Raw genomic sequence first — 14,213 nt, 5'->3', positions numbered from 1 at the left:
CATCGAGCTGCACTTCCTGCCCCCGTACTCGCCCGAGCTGAACCCCGACGAGCTGGTCAACGCCGACCTCAAGCACAGCCTGCCCCAGCAGCACCTAGCCCGCGATCAGGCCGAACTCGCCGCGGAGACCCGTCGCTTCTTCCGCAGACGCCAGCGCCAGCCCCACATCGTCCGCGGCTACTTCGGCGGCCCGCACGTCCGCTACGTCCTGGACGAGAACCCCATGAGTTTCTGATCAATAGAGGGCGTTGGCCCATGCCTGGATGGTGGACTTGATGGAACAGGGCCTCAACAACTCGGCCCGTCACATCAAGGGCGGCGACGCCGTCCTGGACGAAGGCGAGTAGGACCATGGTCGGAGAGATCGACGACGCTATCGAGCGGACCGACCGCGAGAGCTTCACCCGCCAGCCCCCGAAAACCCTCAAGGGCCAGATCGGCTACCTGATCAGGCAGTTGGGCAGCGCGAAAGCCGTCGCGCAGGAGATCGGCGTCACCGCCGACTCCGTCAACCGCTACCGCCGCGGCACCCGCAAACACGCCCGCCCCGACGTCGCCGCGAAGATCGACACCCCGGTACTGCAGCGGAGACTCCCACAGAGCCCGGCTCGCTCCACGTTTCGCGCGTTACCGCCGTGCTCGAACCGGCCCACGCCGAATGCCAGGGCCGACCGGGAAGGGAACGTCCGCGTTCGTGCCTGGGTGATGGAACGCTTCGCCGCCCTGACGCATCGACGCACGACAACTACGCGGAGCTGAACCGCCCTGCTCACCGCAGCCTTCCAGCATTCAGCACATGTGACGCGCCATGTTTCGTTCAGCGTCCATCCGCAGTGCCGATCCGTCCGACCAGGGCGGGTTCGCACCGGGGGCCGAGCATGTCAGGGCAGCAACGCGGGCGGCGAACGAGCAGGCTTCGGCGGCGTCGTCGAGGGTCAGCGTATCGAGCCGGCCGCCGAGGTGTCCGAGGGTGGCGAGGTGGTGAAGGAGGCCGGCGGTGAAGGAGTCCCCGGCGCCGACGGTGTCGACCACGGTGACAGGAGGGGCCGTGATGGTGACGTTTGTGCCGTTGAGAGACACGAGGGCGCCATTTCCGCCGAGGGTGATGACGACGAGGCGGGCGCCAGCTGCGTGCCAGGTGTCGCACGCCTCGTCGAGCCCGGTGTCGGGGGCGAGGATGGCGCAGTCGTCCTCGCTGAGACGGAGGATGTCGGCGAGGGCGCACCAGTGGGGCAACCGTTCGCGGTAGGCGGAGGGGGCCACGAGCAGGGGGCGGGCGTTGGGGTCGATGGATACGGTCGTGTGCTCGCGCGCTTGAGCGAGGTGATCCTCGATCCGGATGCCGCCGGGTCGGCGGATCAGTGCGAGGGAACCGGTGTGCAGGCAGACCGAGGCATCATTTCGCGTGGTGCCGAGTTCGGTGTTGGTCCACTGCCAGTCGGCGGCGCCGTCGGCGTAGAAGGTGTAGGTGGCCTGGCCGTCCGTGTCGAGGTCGGCGACGGCGAGAGTGCTGGGCTCGGTGGTGGTCACACTGGCGCTGAGGTCGACGCCGGAGGCGCTGAGACGGGCGCGGAAGAGGGTCCCGAAGGCGTCGTTGGAGAAGCGTCCGAGAAAGCGGGTGGGGGTGCCGAGCCGGGCGAGAGCGACAGCGGTGTTGGCCGGGCCTCCTCCGGGCAGTGCCCGCAAGGCCAGCCCGTCGGAATCGGACCGGTCGTGGTCCTCGAAGATGTCGGCGACGCACTCGCCGAGGACGTCGATGGTGCCGGGGGACCCGGGTCGAGCCATGGTGTTTGTCTGCCTCTCAAACAGGGCGCGGGGCTGTCGCCGCGCCACAGATCGCAGTCAAGGGCGCCGTGAGGGCGTGGGGTGCTGCGGTGGACGTGTCTGCCGCACACGGCACAGAGCTTGCAGGGCCTGTCCATGTGCGGGTGGGCAGGTCTGTCAGGTGTGGCACGTGCGACGGGAAGGCGTATTGGTCCGGTCTTCCGGGCTTGTGCATCAGGCGATCAAGCGCCCTGTGCGCCCCGGCCCGCCAGCTGGGCTTCCTGCGGGGTGTCATGTGCGGTCAGGTTCCATGCCGCGACGGTGAACTCGCTGCGCTGTGAACCGGTCGTGCGGGCTTGCAGTTGCCACGGTCCGTCGGTGGACGGGTAGAACCGCAGGGTGAGGACCTGTTCGTTGGCCAGGTAGACCTCGGCTATCGAGCGGTCCACGATCACGCGGAGCTCAACGGGGGTGTTGGGGTGTGCCGCAGCCGGGCAGGGGGCGGCGTATACGCCTCCCCGTGCGCGGGCGTCCGTCGAGGCGTGGGTGCGGTCGACGACGAGGCGGCCTGCCGTGGGGTCGAGGATGATGTCGAGGTACTCGGAGCCGTCGGCGGAGGTGATCAGGCGCAGCCCGCTGGTACCGGTGGTGTCTGGTGTCAGGGCGGCCGTGAGGTCGAAGGTGTGGCCGATCTGGCCGAGTTCGGCCGGATCGGTCCGTGTGGCGTGGCCGGTGCCGTGCAGGACTCGTGGGCCGCGCAGGGCCAGCAGTTCGCGGGCGGGGCGCTGGGCGACCGTGCCGTCTGCGGTGAGGCTGACTTCGCGGGGGAGCGTGAGGACGCCGGCCCAGCCGGCTTCGTGTGCCCAGGCGTCGTCCCGGGCCTCCCAGGCCCAGCCCCACATCAGCCAGCGGTCTTCTCCGGGGGCTTTCAGCAGGGCGGGGGCGTAGAAGTCGGGACCGTGGTCCAGCGGCACGGGGGCCGTGTCCGCTTCGAAGCACCCCTCCTTCTTCTCCCGGCCGGTGACGACGGTGGTGTGGCTGGGGCCGCCCTGGGGGGTCCAGTCGCTGAGGATCAGGGCGTTTCGGTCGCCGAAGGTGGCGTACTGGGGGCACTCCCAGCCGATCGGGTCCGCACCGGCAGCGGTGTCGCTGGTGCGGAAGGGGCCGCGGTACGTCCAGTGCTCCAGGTCCTCGGACTCGTACAGCAGTGCCGCGGCGCGGCCGTCGTCGAGGGCGGAGCCGACCAGCATCCGCCAGCGTTCGTTCTGCCGCCAGACGTAGGGGTCGCGGTACATGGTGGTGCCGGCGGGCGGTTCGGGGATGAGCAGGTCCGGTCGTTTGGCCCAGGTGTGGCCGTTGTCGTGGGACTCGGCGGTGGTGACCGGCTGCCACCAGCGGTCGTTGCGATGGGCGGAGTAGAAGGCCACCATGCGGTCGCCGGTGGAGATGGCGTTGCCGGAGAAACAGCCGTCGGCGTCGTATCCGCCGGGCGTGGGGGCGAGGGCGACGGGGAGGGGTTCCCAGGTGAGCAGGTCGGGGCTTCGGTAGTGGCCCCAGTGCATGTTCGCGTGCTGGGGGCCGTGCGGGTTGTACTGGAAGAAGACGTGGTAATGGCCGTCGTGGAAGACCAGGCCGTTGGGGTCGTTGATCCAGTTGCGGGGCGGTCGCAGATGTACGGCGGGCAGGTGGGGGTCGGCAGGCGACGTGGACACACGGGGCCTTTCTCAGGGGGTTGCGAAGCACACGGAAGTCATGAGGACGGGGCGGATCCGACAGCGCGGGTGCGGGTTCAGCCCTTGACGCCGGTGGAGGCGATGCTGTTGACGAACGACCGCTGGAACGCCACGAACAGGGCGAGGATCGGCACGGTGATCATGGAGGAGTAGGCCATGATCTGGCCCCAGCCCACGTTGAGCTGGAAGAAGTAGGAGATGCCGACCATCACCGGGCGCAGTTCCTCGCTCTGGACGACCATCAGCGGCCACAGGTAGGAGTTCCAGGCGGGCAGGAAGGTGAGGATGGCGACGGTGGCGACGGCCGGGCCGGACAGCGGCATCACGATGCGGCGGTAGATGGTGAACCAGCCGGCGCTGTCCATGATCGCCGCTTCGTCGAGTTCCTTGGGGATGCTCTGGAAGAACTGGTGGAAGAAGAAGATCGAGAAGGCGTTGGCGACGAACGGCAGGATCTGCACCTGATAGGTGTCCATCCAGCCGGTGGTCCACTCCAGGTGGAAGCCGTTCACGCGCAGAAGCGGCAGCTGGTTGACCCACCACACCAGCGGCAGCGCGAAGGTCTCGAACGGCACGATGAGGGTTGCGATGACCGTGGTCAGGACGAGCTTGCGGCCTGACCACCGCATCCGTGCGAGCGCGAAGGCGGCCAGGCTGTTGACGATGATGCCGAGGACCACGGTGATCGACGAGATCAGCACAGAGTTCAGCAGGAACCGTGCCGCGGGGACCCGGTCGAACATGCTGGTGTAGTTGTCCAGCGACAGGGCCCCGACCGGGAGGAAGGCGCTCAGTGAGCCCAGGTCGCCGAAGATCTGGTCGTCCGTCTTGAACGACGAGACCAGCATGAAGACGAGCGGGAGAGCGAAGACCAGGGCCAGGACGATGCGGCCGGCATGACCGCCGAGCCGCTTGAGGAGGGAGGTCATGTCAGTCCTTCTCCCGGGTCAGGAACCGCTGGACGAGCGACACGGTCAGGACGAGTACGAAGAAGATCAGCGAGATGGCCGCCGCGTAGGCGGTCTGCTGCTGCTCGTAGCCGGTGCGCACCGCCTGGAAAACGACGGTGGTGGTGGAATCGAGTGGGCCGCCCTGTGTCATCACCCTGATCTGGGTGAAGAGGCTGAATGCGGCGATCGTGATGGTGACGAGCACGAAGGTGCGGGTGGAGCGCAGTCCGGGCCAGGTGACGTGGCGGAAGCGTTGCCAGGTGCTGGTTCCGTCGAGTTCTGCGGCCTCGTAGAGCTCGGCGGGGATGGTCTGCAGGCCGGCCAGCCAGATGATCATGTGGAAGCCGACGCCCTGCCACACTGACATCAGGATGATGGCGGGCATCGCGGTGGCCGGGTCGCCCAGCCAGTCCGGGCCCTGGAAGTGGCCGATGGTGAGCGTCGAGATGACGTGGTTGACCAGGCCGTCCTTCCGGTAGAGGAAGGTCCACAGGAGGGACACCACGACCATCGAGGTGACGACCGGCAGGAAATAGACGGTCCGGAAGAAGTTGACTCCGCGTACTTTCGCGTTGACCAGGAGGGCCAGCAGCAGTGCGAGGCCGGCCTGGAGGGGGACGACGACGACGGCGAAGTAGAGGGTGTTGCGCAGTGATTTGTAGAAGACGGGGTCTTCGAAGAGCTGGGTGAAGTTCCTCAGGCCCACGAAGCGGGCCGGGGTGGGCGAGATGAGTCTCGCGTCGGTGAAGGCCAGGGCGAAGGCGAGGGCGACCGGTACGACGAGAAAGACGAGCAGCAGCACGACGGCCGGGGTGGCCATGCCGAGGGCGGTGAGGCTCTCACGGCGACGGGCGTTGTTCGTTCGGGTTCGCCGGACCGGACGCAGCCGCTGGGGGGCTGCGGTCTTGGTGGTCACGGTATCTCCAGGGAGCCGGTCCGGTTCGGGTCGGGTGGTCGGGGGCCCGAACCGGACCGGGGCGGGTCAGCCTGAGTAGTTGTTGTTCGTCTTCAGGTTGTTGTCGATGTTCTTCGCGGCCTGGCCGAGGGCGTTCTTGGGGTCGGCGCCGGCCAGGATGTCCTGGGCCGCCTTCTGGAACTCGGTGGAGATGTAGGGGTAGGCCGGGGTGACCGGTCGCAGCGTCGCGTACTTCTGCGCGAACTGGACGAGCACCGCGAACCTGCCGCCGGGCTGGTAGTCCTCGACCTGTGTGGCGGCCTCGTTGGTGGCGGGGATGGTGCTGGTCGCCTTGGCGTAATCGACGAAGTACTTGGTCTGGCGGGAGAACTTCAGCCACTCCTGCGCGCCCTCTTTGTTGGAGCAGGTGGAGCTCATGGCCCACTGCCAGGAGGCGCCGCCGATCTTAGGGCCGTTGCCGAAGTCGACGGGGGGAATGATCGCCAGGTCGTCGCCGAGTTTCTCGGCGTTCTTGGTCGCGTTCCAGCTGCCGTCCCACTGGATGGCGCTCTTGCCGGCGAGGAAGTCCTTGTTGGGGTCGGCGCCGGACTTCTTGGCCATGTAGCCCTTGGTCACCAGGGACTGGAACCAGCTGCCCCATGCGACGGACTCCTTGCCGTCGAGGGTGCCGGTGGCGGTCTTGTAGCCGTTGCGGTCGATCAGGTCTCCGCCGAAGCTCTGCAGCTGAGGGGAGTAGGCGTAGGGCCACCATTCGCCGCTGCCGCCGGTGCCCATCTCCAGCGGGTAGTCGAACTTGCCGCTCTTCTTCAGCTTGGCCAGGGCGGCGTCGAACTCGCCCTTGGTCCAGGGCTTGTCCACGGTGGGGATACGGATGCCGTGCTCGTCGAGGACGGACTTGCGGGCGAAGAAGGCCAGGGAGACGTCGTAGTGCCCGAAGGAGTACAGCTTGTCGTTGTAGGTTCCGACGGTGCTGTCGAGCTGGTCCTCGACCGGCACCTGGCTGCCGGTGACGTCGATGGGGGCCAGGTAGCCGCCCCAGGCCCAGTTCGCCACGTTGGGGCCGTCCACGTCGAGCAGACAGGGCAGCTTGCGGGCCGAGGCCGCGGCGACCACGGAGTTGTTGTAGTCGGTCTGCGGGAACGACTGCAGCTCGACCTTGTACTTGCTCTGGGAGCCGTTGAAGTCCTTGATGATCTTCTTGACGACGTCGAGCTCGGCCGAGTTGCCGGCGTTGTGCGTCCACAGGGTCAGCGTGTCACCGCTGGCCCCGGACGAGCTCCCGCCACTGCCGGACGCGCATCCGGCGACGAGCGCGGTAGCCGCCGCGGCGGCTACACTCGCAGCAGCGAGGCGCCTTGTTCTGAACACCACGAGGTTCCTCCATCTCACGGAGGCGGGTCTTGCAGGACCCGCCCTTGGCGACCGGTTGCGTCGGTCGCTGTTCTTGGTGGCCGTCCCGCCACCCACTCCGGACTCTCGGAGTGGGTGGCGGGACGGCTGTCTTTTGTCGCCGGCCTAGTTCCCGGCTGGGGCGCCGAGGGAGGAACGCTCCCGCAGCGGCATGGGGACCCGGTGGACGATTGGGTCGAGCGGCCCTCCGCGCAGGATGAGCTCCACGGCCAGGCGTCCGAGCTGGTAGTGCGGCAGCTTCAGCGTGGTGAGCGCGGGCCGCAGCACGGAGGCGATGTCCTGGTCGTCGAACGAGATCACCGACACGTCTCCGGGTACCGACAGCCCCGCCTCGGCGAGCGCCTGGTAGGCGCCGAAGGACACCCTGTCGGCCAGGCACACCAGCGCCCGGGGGCGGGTCCCGGCCGCCAGCAGGGCGGACACCTCCCGGTAGCCGTCCAGCGTGTCCCAGTCGCATTCGATGACGCCGTCCAGGCGGGCGCCGCCCTCGCGCAGCACTTCCTCCAGGCCGCGCATGCGTTCGTTGCCGGCGATGATCCCCTCGGGCGTGGCCGGGACGGCCTGGTGGCCGCCGATCGCCCAGATGCCCTGGGTGTGGCCGGCCGTGAGCAGGGCGCGGGCCGCGTCCCGGCCGGCCTCCAGCTCGTCCGGGATGACGGAGGGGGCGTCGAAGCCGGGGGCCAGACAGTTCAGCAGCACCACGCGGCGGCCGAACAGTTCCTTGGGAGGAGTGACGTAGCGGGTGAACATCGTCGCGTAGATCACCGCGTCGACCTGGCGGTCCAGCAGTGCGTGGACCAGCGAGGACTCGGCGGCGCGGTCGCCGCCGGCCTCGGTGATGAACAGCAGGTTGTCCCGCTCGCGGGCGGCCTCCATGGCGCCGCGGATGACGTCGCCGGCGAACGGGGTGGTGGTGATCCGGTCCGAGACGAACCCGATGGTCTGTGTGGACTTCGTCCGCAGGCTGCGCGCGGTGACGTTCGGGCGGTAGCCCAGCTGCCTGGCCGCTTTCAGGACCCGTTCCCGGGAGGCGTCGGAGATGCGCATGTCGGTACGGCCGGACAGGGCGAACGACGCGGTCGTCGGCGATACGCCCGCCTCGCGGGCGACGTCGGCCATGGTCACGCGGCGTTCGGACATCGGTGGATCAGCTCCGCTCGGCTAAATCGGATTAGCAAGATGCGATGAGATTGCTTCACTCGTCATGCGCTGTCAACACCCCGGACATCTCGCCTGCGTAACGGTGACTTTCTGTACCGATTTGCATAGCTCTGGGTAGCGCGAAGATGAGATTCGTATGCGTTAGCTCTTGCTTTAGCGGCGACGGCGCCCGAACCATGCCGACCCATCACCTAAATCGAATTGGCAGGCCGTCAGGTCGCCGTCTGTCACGCAGCCCAGGAGGCAGCATGAGGAGAAGAACAGCCCTCAGGGTCGTATCCGCCGCCGTCGGCGGTGCCGTCGTGCCGCTCTCGTTCGTACCCGCTTTCGCCGCCACCGGCGGCCGGCCCGGCGGCCCTCAAAAGCCCACCGCCCGCTGGGACTTCGACGAACGGTCCGGCGCGGTCGCCCGCGAGGCGGTCTCCGGATCGGCCGCCCCGGTGGAGTACGTCTTCAACGACGCCCGGTACAAGCCCGGCAGCGACCCCGTACGCCGTCGTGGCGTGCAAGGCCGGGCCCTGTACTTCGACGGCTACTCCACCTGCGTCACGGCACAAGGACCCGGCAAGCTCGACCTCGCCGGAGGCATGACCGTCGACGTGTGGATCGCCCCCTACGCCTACGAGCACGGCATCGACGGCAAGCCCCAGGCGCTGGTCAACCAGCACGACCCGGGTGCGAGGACCGGCTTCCTGCTCGGCCTGCGCCGCTTCGGGCAGATCGTCTTCCAGCTGGGCTTCGGCACCGATCTGGTCGAGGTCAAGGGGGATCCGGACCAGCCGGCTGCCAAGGGCCGGTGGAGCCACGTCACGGCCACCTACGACCCGGCCGCCCACCAGCTGCGCCTCTACCTCGACGGCCACCTAATCGGCACCACCGTCACCCCCGACAAAGCCCCCGAGCCCGCGCCAGGCGAGCCCTTGCTCATCGGGAAGCACAACCGCCCAACCCTGCTCAACGGCGAGTTCCACGCCAACATGTACATGGGCCTGATGGACAGCCTCGCCATCCGCCCCGGCGCCCTGGACGACGCGACGGCGCAGCAAGAGCACGCCGAGAAGATCGCCGCGCTGCCCGGTCACCGCGTGCCCCGCCCGGACCTGACCCCCCACCGGTCCCGTTTCGACGGCGACCGGCACCGCCCCCAGTTCCACATGCTGCCGCCCTGGCACTGGATGAACGAGCCGCACGCCCCGGTCTACTTCAAGGGCAAGTACCACATCTTCTACCAGCACGACCCGCTCGGACCGTTCTGGGGCCAGATCCACTGGGGCCATGCCGTCAGCACCGACATGGTGCACTGGCGCGACCTGCCCGTCGCCCTGGCCCCCGCCGCGGACTCCGCCGGCCCTGACGGCATCTGGTCGGGATCTGCCTGCGTCGACGGCGACCGCGGGCCGGTCCTCTTCTTCACCGGTGGCGACGACCGGCTGCCCTACCGCCAGCGCACCGGGCTCGCCGTGTCCACCTACCCCGCGGACGGCGACACCGACCTCCCCACCTGGACGATGCGCTCCGAGCCGGTCACCGAAGCCCCGGCGAACCTGCCGGCCGGTCCGGGAACCGCGTGGGCGGAGAACTTCCGCGACCCGTTCGTCTGGGAAGAGGACGGCGTCTGGTACCAGCTCGTCGGCAGCGGCATCGTCGACTACGACGGCGCGCAGGTCACGCGCAAGCACGGCGGAACCGCGCTCGTCTACACCGCACGCCGGCCCGAGGGGCCCTGGACCTACCAGGGTCCGCTCCACTGGAACGATCTCGACACACTGCCCGAGCCCGGTGAGGTGTGGGAGCTGCCGGTGCTCCTTCCACTCCCCGGTCCCCGCGACCGGCGCACCGGCAAGCACATCCTGCTGATCTGTCCGTGGTGGGAGGGGTTCAACCCGAACGCTGTCAAGCACACGTACTACTGGATCGGCACCTTCGACAAGCGCGAGCACCGCTTCGTCCCCGACCACGAAAAGCCCCGCGAGTTCGACTTCGGCGAGCACTTCACCGGCCCATCCGGCTTCGTCACCCCCGACGGCCGATCCGTTGTCTTCAGCATCACCCAGGACCGCCGTACCGAGCAGCAGCACGCCCAGTCCGGCTGGGCGCACAACGCCGGCATGCCCGTGTCCGTCTCCCTGCGCCAGGACGGAACCCTCGGGGTGGAACCGATCGCTGAGGCCGCCGGTCTGCGGGGCACGCGACTGGCCCGCATCCGGCACGCCTCGGTGGCGGAAGCGAACCGGCGGCTCGCCGCTGTCTCCGGCGACCTGCTGGACATCAGCGCCGTCATCGAGCCGCGCGGCGCGCGGACGATCACCCTGGCGGTCCGGGCCTGCGCCGACGGCACCGAAGAGACCCTGCTGACCTACGACGCGGACGAGCGCCGCTTCCTGATCGACCGCGGGCGCTCCAGCCTCGACCCGGACGTCCGCAAGGGCGTCCACGGCGGCAGCGTGGAACTCGACGGCGGACGCCTCGCCCTGAGGGTCCTGCTCGACCGCTCGATGCTGGAGGCGTACGTCAACGGCACCAACAGCCTCACCAGCCGCATCTATCCCACCCGCGAGGACGCCACCGGCCTGCGGCTGGCCGCCGAGGGCGGGTCGGCGCGCGTCGTGTCCCTGGACGTCTGGCGCATGAACGGCGCCTACGACACCACGGCCGCACCCGCCGCGTACGACCCGCCGCGCCCTGCGGACGCCGACGCACTGCCCAACCACGACTTCGCCACCGGCGACCTCACCGGATGGACCGTCGTCTCCGGCACGACCTTCAGCGACGCCAATGTCACCACGCGCACCGACTGGGGCTGGGGCGGCCCCTTCTACCAGGCTGAGACCGAAGCCGACCCGACCGGCCACCACCTGTGGGGCTTCAACCCTGCCGGAGGCGGCGACGGCGCCACCGGCGTCCTGCGCTCCGCCACCGTGGTCCTCGGCGGAGACGGCGTGATCGACCTGCTCGTGTCCGGCGGCAACGACCCCGACCGGCTCTACGCGGCCGCCGTCCGCGCCCGCGACGGAAAGGTGCTGGCCAAGGCCACCGGCCGGAGCACCGAGCAGTACCGCCGTGTCGTCTTCGACCTCTCCGCCCACATCGGCGACCGGATCTACATCGAGGTCGTCGACCAGGCCGACGGCGGCTGGGGTCACATCAACGTCGCCGACGTCAACGTCCCCGTCCGGCGCCCCTGACCCCCACCCCCTACACGCGTCAGCCCCGGGCCGTACCGCGCCCAGGGCCGGCGTTCACCCCGCCCGATCAACCCAACCCCACACCGACGGAGATTCGTATGCGAACCCGTGCTCCATCGAGAACGGCGACCAGCCGCAGTTTGCAGCGCCTGCTGCTCGCGCTCGCGATATGTCTGGGTCTGACATCGCCTGTGATGACGCAGACCGCCAGCGCGACCGGAACCAGCCTGTCGAACCCCGGCTTCGAGACCGGCGATCTCAGCGGCTGGACCACTACCGGCACCGCCTTCACCGGGGCGGTCACCGACGACCCGGGCTGGGGCTGGGGCTGCTGCTTCAACCAGCAGGGCTCCTACCACCTGTGGGGATTCGGCGCGGGCGGTGACGCCGCCACCGGGACGGTGACGTCCGAGCCGTTCACGCTCACCGGCACCGGCATGGTCAGCGTCCTGGTCTCCGGCGGCCGTAACGACAACGACCTCTATGCCGCCCTGACCACCCTCGACGGAACCGTCCTGCACAAGGCCACCGGCACCGACAACGAGTCGTACCGCCGCGTCACCTGGGACGCACGCGAACACCTCGGCAAGCAGCTGCGCGTCACCCTTGTGGACAAGGCCACCGGCGGCTGGGGCCACATCAACCTCGACGACGTCCGCGTCGGCACCGACCCCGCACCCAACCCGACCGTGAAGGGACTCGCCGCCCACTGGGACTTCACCGAAGGCCGGGGCACCACCACCCGGGAGAAGGTCAGCCAGGCCGCCGACCCCATCAGCTACGTCTTCACCGACGCGCAGTACAAGCCGGACAGCGACCCGCTCTGGCGCCCGAAGAACGAAGCTGATGGCGTGCTCTCCGGCGCCCTGCTGTTCGACGGCTACTCCACCTGGGTCACCCGGGCCGCGGATCAGACGCAGCTGTCCACGGACGGCCTGACCCTTGAGGCATGGGTCGCGCCGCGTGCGTTCGAGTGGGGAGACGACGGCAAGCCGTCCGTCGTCGTCAACCAGCAGGACAAGGCGGCCAAGCGGGGTTTCTCCCTCGGTGTCGGCCGGCACGGCAGGTGGCAGTTCGGCATCGGAACCGGCGACGCCTGGTACGAGGTGACGGTCCCCAAGCCGACGGCCCTGGCCGCGGGCAAGTGGGCGCACCTGTCCGCCGTCTTCGCTCCGAACGAGGGAGCGATCAGGCTCTTCCTCAACGGTGAGCAGGTCGCCCAGACCGCCGTCCCCACCACCGCGCGGCTGGCCAAGGCCGACGTCCCCCTGATCATCGGCCGTCACAACCAGCCGGCCATCATCAATGGCACGTTCGCCGTGAACATGTTCAACGGCCTCATCGACGAGGTGAAGGTCCACAACAGCGCCCTCACCCCGGCCTCGGTCACGGCCGGCCACCAGAAGGACGTGCAGTCCTTCGCGGGCGGTACCACTCCCAAGGCTCAGATGGAGATGGACCGCTCCCGGTACGACGGGGACCGCTACCGTCCTGGCTACCACTTCACCGCCCCGAACCACTGGATGAACGAACCTCACGCCCCCATCCAGTACAAGGGCAAGTACCACCTCTTCTACCAGTTCAACTCCCACGGCCCCTACTGGCACAACATCGCCTGGGGACACACCGTGAGCGAGGACCTGGTCCACTGGCGCGACCTGCCCGTCGCCCTCGCGCCCACCGAGGACAGCGTGGCGCCCGACGGGGTCTGGTCCGGCGACGCCGCCTACGACGAGAACGGTGTGCCCGTCCTGCTGTTCACGGCCGGCAACGACTCCCAGCGCCCCAATCAGGCCACCGGTCTCGCCCGCCCCGTCGACCCGGCCGACACCGACCTGGTCGAGTGGAAGATGCACCCCACCCTCGTCACCAGCCAGACCGCCGACCTGAACGTCGGCGCCGGCCGCAAGGTCCGCTTCGGCGACTTCCGTGACCCCTTCGTCTGGCAGGAGGGAGACACCTGGTTCCAGCTGATGGGCTCGGGCGTCCAGAGCACCGACGGCAAGGACATCGGCGGAACCGCCCTCCTCTACACCTCCAAGAACCTCACCGACTGGACCTACTCCGGCCCCCTCATGGTCGGTGACGTGGCAGCCCACCCCAAGACCGGACAGGTCTGGGAGCTGCCCACCTTCCTGCCCATCGGCAAGGACGCCCAGGGCCGCGAGCGCCGGGCCCTGCTCATCAACCCGGCCTTCCCCGCCGGCCCCGGCGAGTACAGCAGCAAGTACGTCTACTACTGGGCCGGAACGTGGGACGCTACGAACCGCCGCTGGACCCCCGACACCACCGAGCCCAAGCTCATGGACTACGGCGACCACTTCACCGGCCCCAGCGGAACGGTGGACGACAAGGGACGCTCCCTCGTCTTCAGCATCGCCCAGGACCGACGCACCGAACGCGCCCACTACGACGCCGGCTGGGCCCACAACGCCGGCCTGCCCATCGAGCTGTCCATGCGCCCCGACGGAGACCTCGGCTTCCGCCCCGTCGAGGAGGTCTCCCGCCTCCACGCCGGAGCACCGCTCCTGGACATCACCACCCCCACCTCCCTCGCCGACGCCAACAACCGCCTGACCGGCGTCAAGGGCGACATGCTCCACATCAAGCTGACCATGGAACGCGGCAGCGCCAGCACCTTCGGCCTCGACGTGCTCCGCAGCCCCGGCGACGAGGAACGGACCCGCCTGTTCTACGACGCTCCCGCAGGGCAGCTGGGCGTCGACCGGACACGCTCTGGGAACAACTCCAGCGCCGAACCCGGCTTCGGCATCCACAAGGGCCCGCTGGCTCTCTCCAACGGAGTCCTGACCCTCGACGTGTTCCTCGACCGCTCGATGATCGAGGCGTACGCGAACGACCACAAGTCCATCACCACCCGCGCCTACCCCTTCCGCCAGGACTCCCTCGGCCTGCGCCTCTTCGGTGATGGCAGCACCGTCAAGTCCATGACCGTCTGGAAGATGGGCAGCATGAACCAGTGACCAACTAGCCCGACCGCCTGCACGGCTGTTCAGCAGCTTCTGGGCACCCACCCGCCCGGTCCCCTCGTTTCTGGGGGCCGGGCCCTTGCGTCAGCTGAATTCGTGCGACG

At 68.9% G+C, this 14,213-nt stretch carries 9 protein-coding genes and 1 pseudogene; 4 read left to right on the top strand and 6 right to left on the bottom strand.

Annotation, left to right across the window (positions count from 1 at the left end; genetic code table 11):
* On the top strand, nucleotides 1–235 hold a 235-nt coding region (locus ABT296_RS34015; protein ID WP_351933208.1), incomplete at its 5' end, for a transposase.
* 116 nt (nucleotides 236–351) lie between these two features.
* A pseudogene (locus ABT296_RS34010) lies at nucleotides 352–597 on the top strand (telomere-protecting terminal protein Tpg); the annotation flags it as partial.
* A 192-nt stretch (nucleotides 598–789) separates the two neighbouring features.
* Here the strand turns inward: ABT296_RS34010 and ABT296_RS34005 are convergent.
* The 6 genes from ABT296_RS34005 to ABT296_RS33980 form a co-directional block, all read right to left on the bottom strand.
* Nucleotides 790–1,785 (bottom strand): carbohydrate kinase family protein, encoded by a 996-nt coding sequence (locus tag ABT296_RS34005; RefSeq protein ID WP_351933206.1) that lies wholly within the window; start codon nucleotides 1,783–1,785, stop codon nucleotides 790–792.
* Nucleotides 1,786–2,006: 221 nt separating this feature from the next.
* Nucleotides 2,007–3,476, bottom strand: a complete 1,470-nt coding sequence (locus ABT296_RS34000; protein ID WP_351933204.1) for a glycoside hydrolase family 32 protein — start codon at nucleotides 3,474–3,476, stop codon at nucleotides 2,007–2,009.
* Nucleotides 3,477–3,553: 77 nt separating this feature from the next.
* Nucleotides 3,554–4,426, bottom strand: coding sequence for a carbohydrate ABC transporter permease (locus ABT296_RS33995; RefSeq protein ID WP_351933202.1), 873 nt, complete (start codon nucleotides 4,424–4,426; stop codon nucleotides 3,554–3,556).
* Nucleotide 4,427: 1 nt separating this feature from the next.
* On the bottom strand, nucleotides 4,428–5,363 hold the full coding sequence (locus ABT296_RS33990) for a carbohydrate ABC transporter permease (RefSeq protein WP_351933200.1): 936 nt from the start codon (nucleotides 5,361–5,363) through the stop codon (nucleotides 4,428–4,430).
* Nucleotides 5,364–5,429: 66 nt separating this feature from the next.
* The gene (locus ABT296_RS33985) at nucleotides 5,430–6,734 is read right to left on the bottom strand and encodes an ABC transporter substrate-binding protein (RefSeq protein ID WP_351933198.1); all 1,305 of its coding nucleotides are present in this window, start codon (nucleotides 6,732–6,734) and stop codon (nucleotides 5,430–5,432) included.
* Nucleotides 6,735–6,878: 144 nt separating this feature from the next.
* Nucleotides 6,879–7,913, bottom strand: a complete 1,035-nt coding sequence (locus ABT296_RS33980; protein WP_351933196.1) for a LacI family DNA-binding transcriptional regulator — start codon at nucleotides 7,911–7,913, stop codon at nucleotides 6,879–6,881.
* Nucleotides 7,914–8,182: 269 nt separating this feature from the next.
* Between ABT296_RS33980 and ABT296_RS33975 the strand changes: the two genes are divergently transcribed.
* Nucleotides 8,183–11,119 carry a glycoside hydrolase family 32 protein gene (locus tag ABT296_RS33975; RefSeq protein ID WP_351933194.1) on the top strand — a complete coding sequence of 979 codons (2,937 nt, stop codon included), beginning with the start codon at nucleotides 8,183–8,185 and terminating at the stop codon, nucleotides 11,117–11,119.
* 194 nt (nucleotides 11,120–11,313) lie between these two features.
* Nucleotides 11,314–14,103, top strand: coding sequence for a GH32 C-terminal domain-containing protein (locus ABT296_RS33970; protein ID WP_351933192.1), 2,790 nt, complete (start codon nucleotides 11,314–11,316; stop codon nucleotides 14,101–14,103).
* The last annotated feature ends 110 nt before the right edge of the window (nucleotides 14,104–14,213 follow it).

Source organism: Streptomyces sp. NPDC000983 (assembly GCF_040299205.1).
Classification (GTDB): domain Bacteria; phylum Actinomycetota; class Actinomycetes; order Streptomycetales; family Streptomycetaceae; genus Streptomyces.
Note: the sequence above shows the minus strand (reverse complement) of the source record. Positions and strands in the feature narration are given on the sequence as shown.

What these genes read in the sequence shown, in the direction of transcription:
- ABT296_RS33995 (WP_351933202.1), bottom strand. Translation starts at nt 4,426, where the DNA reads ATGACCTCCCTCCTCAAGCGGCTCGGCGGTCATGCCGGCCGCATCGTC.
- ABT296_RS33975 (WP_351933194.1), top strand. Translation starts at nt 8,183, where the DNA reads ATGAGGAGAAGAACAGCCCTCAGGGTCGTATCCGCCGCCGTCGGCGGT.
- ABT296_RS34005 (WP_351933206.1), bottom strand. Translation starts at nt 1,785, where the DNA reads ATGGCTCGACCCGGGTCCCCCGGCACCATCGACGTCCTCGGCGAGTGC.
- ABT296_RS33970 (WP_351933192.1), top strand. Translation starts at nt 11,314, where the DNA reads ATGACGCAGACCGCCAGCGCGACCGGAACCAGCCTGTCGAACCCCGGC.
- ABT296_RS33980 (WP_351933196.1), bottom strand. Translation starts at nt 7,913, where the DNA reads ATGTCCGAACGCCGCGTGACCATGGCCGACGTCGCCCGCGAGGCGGGC.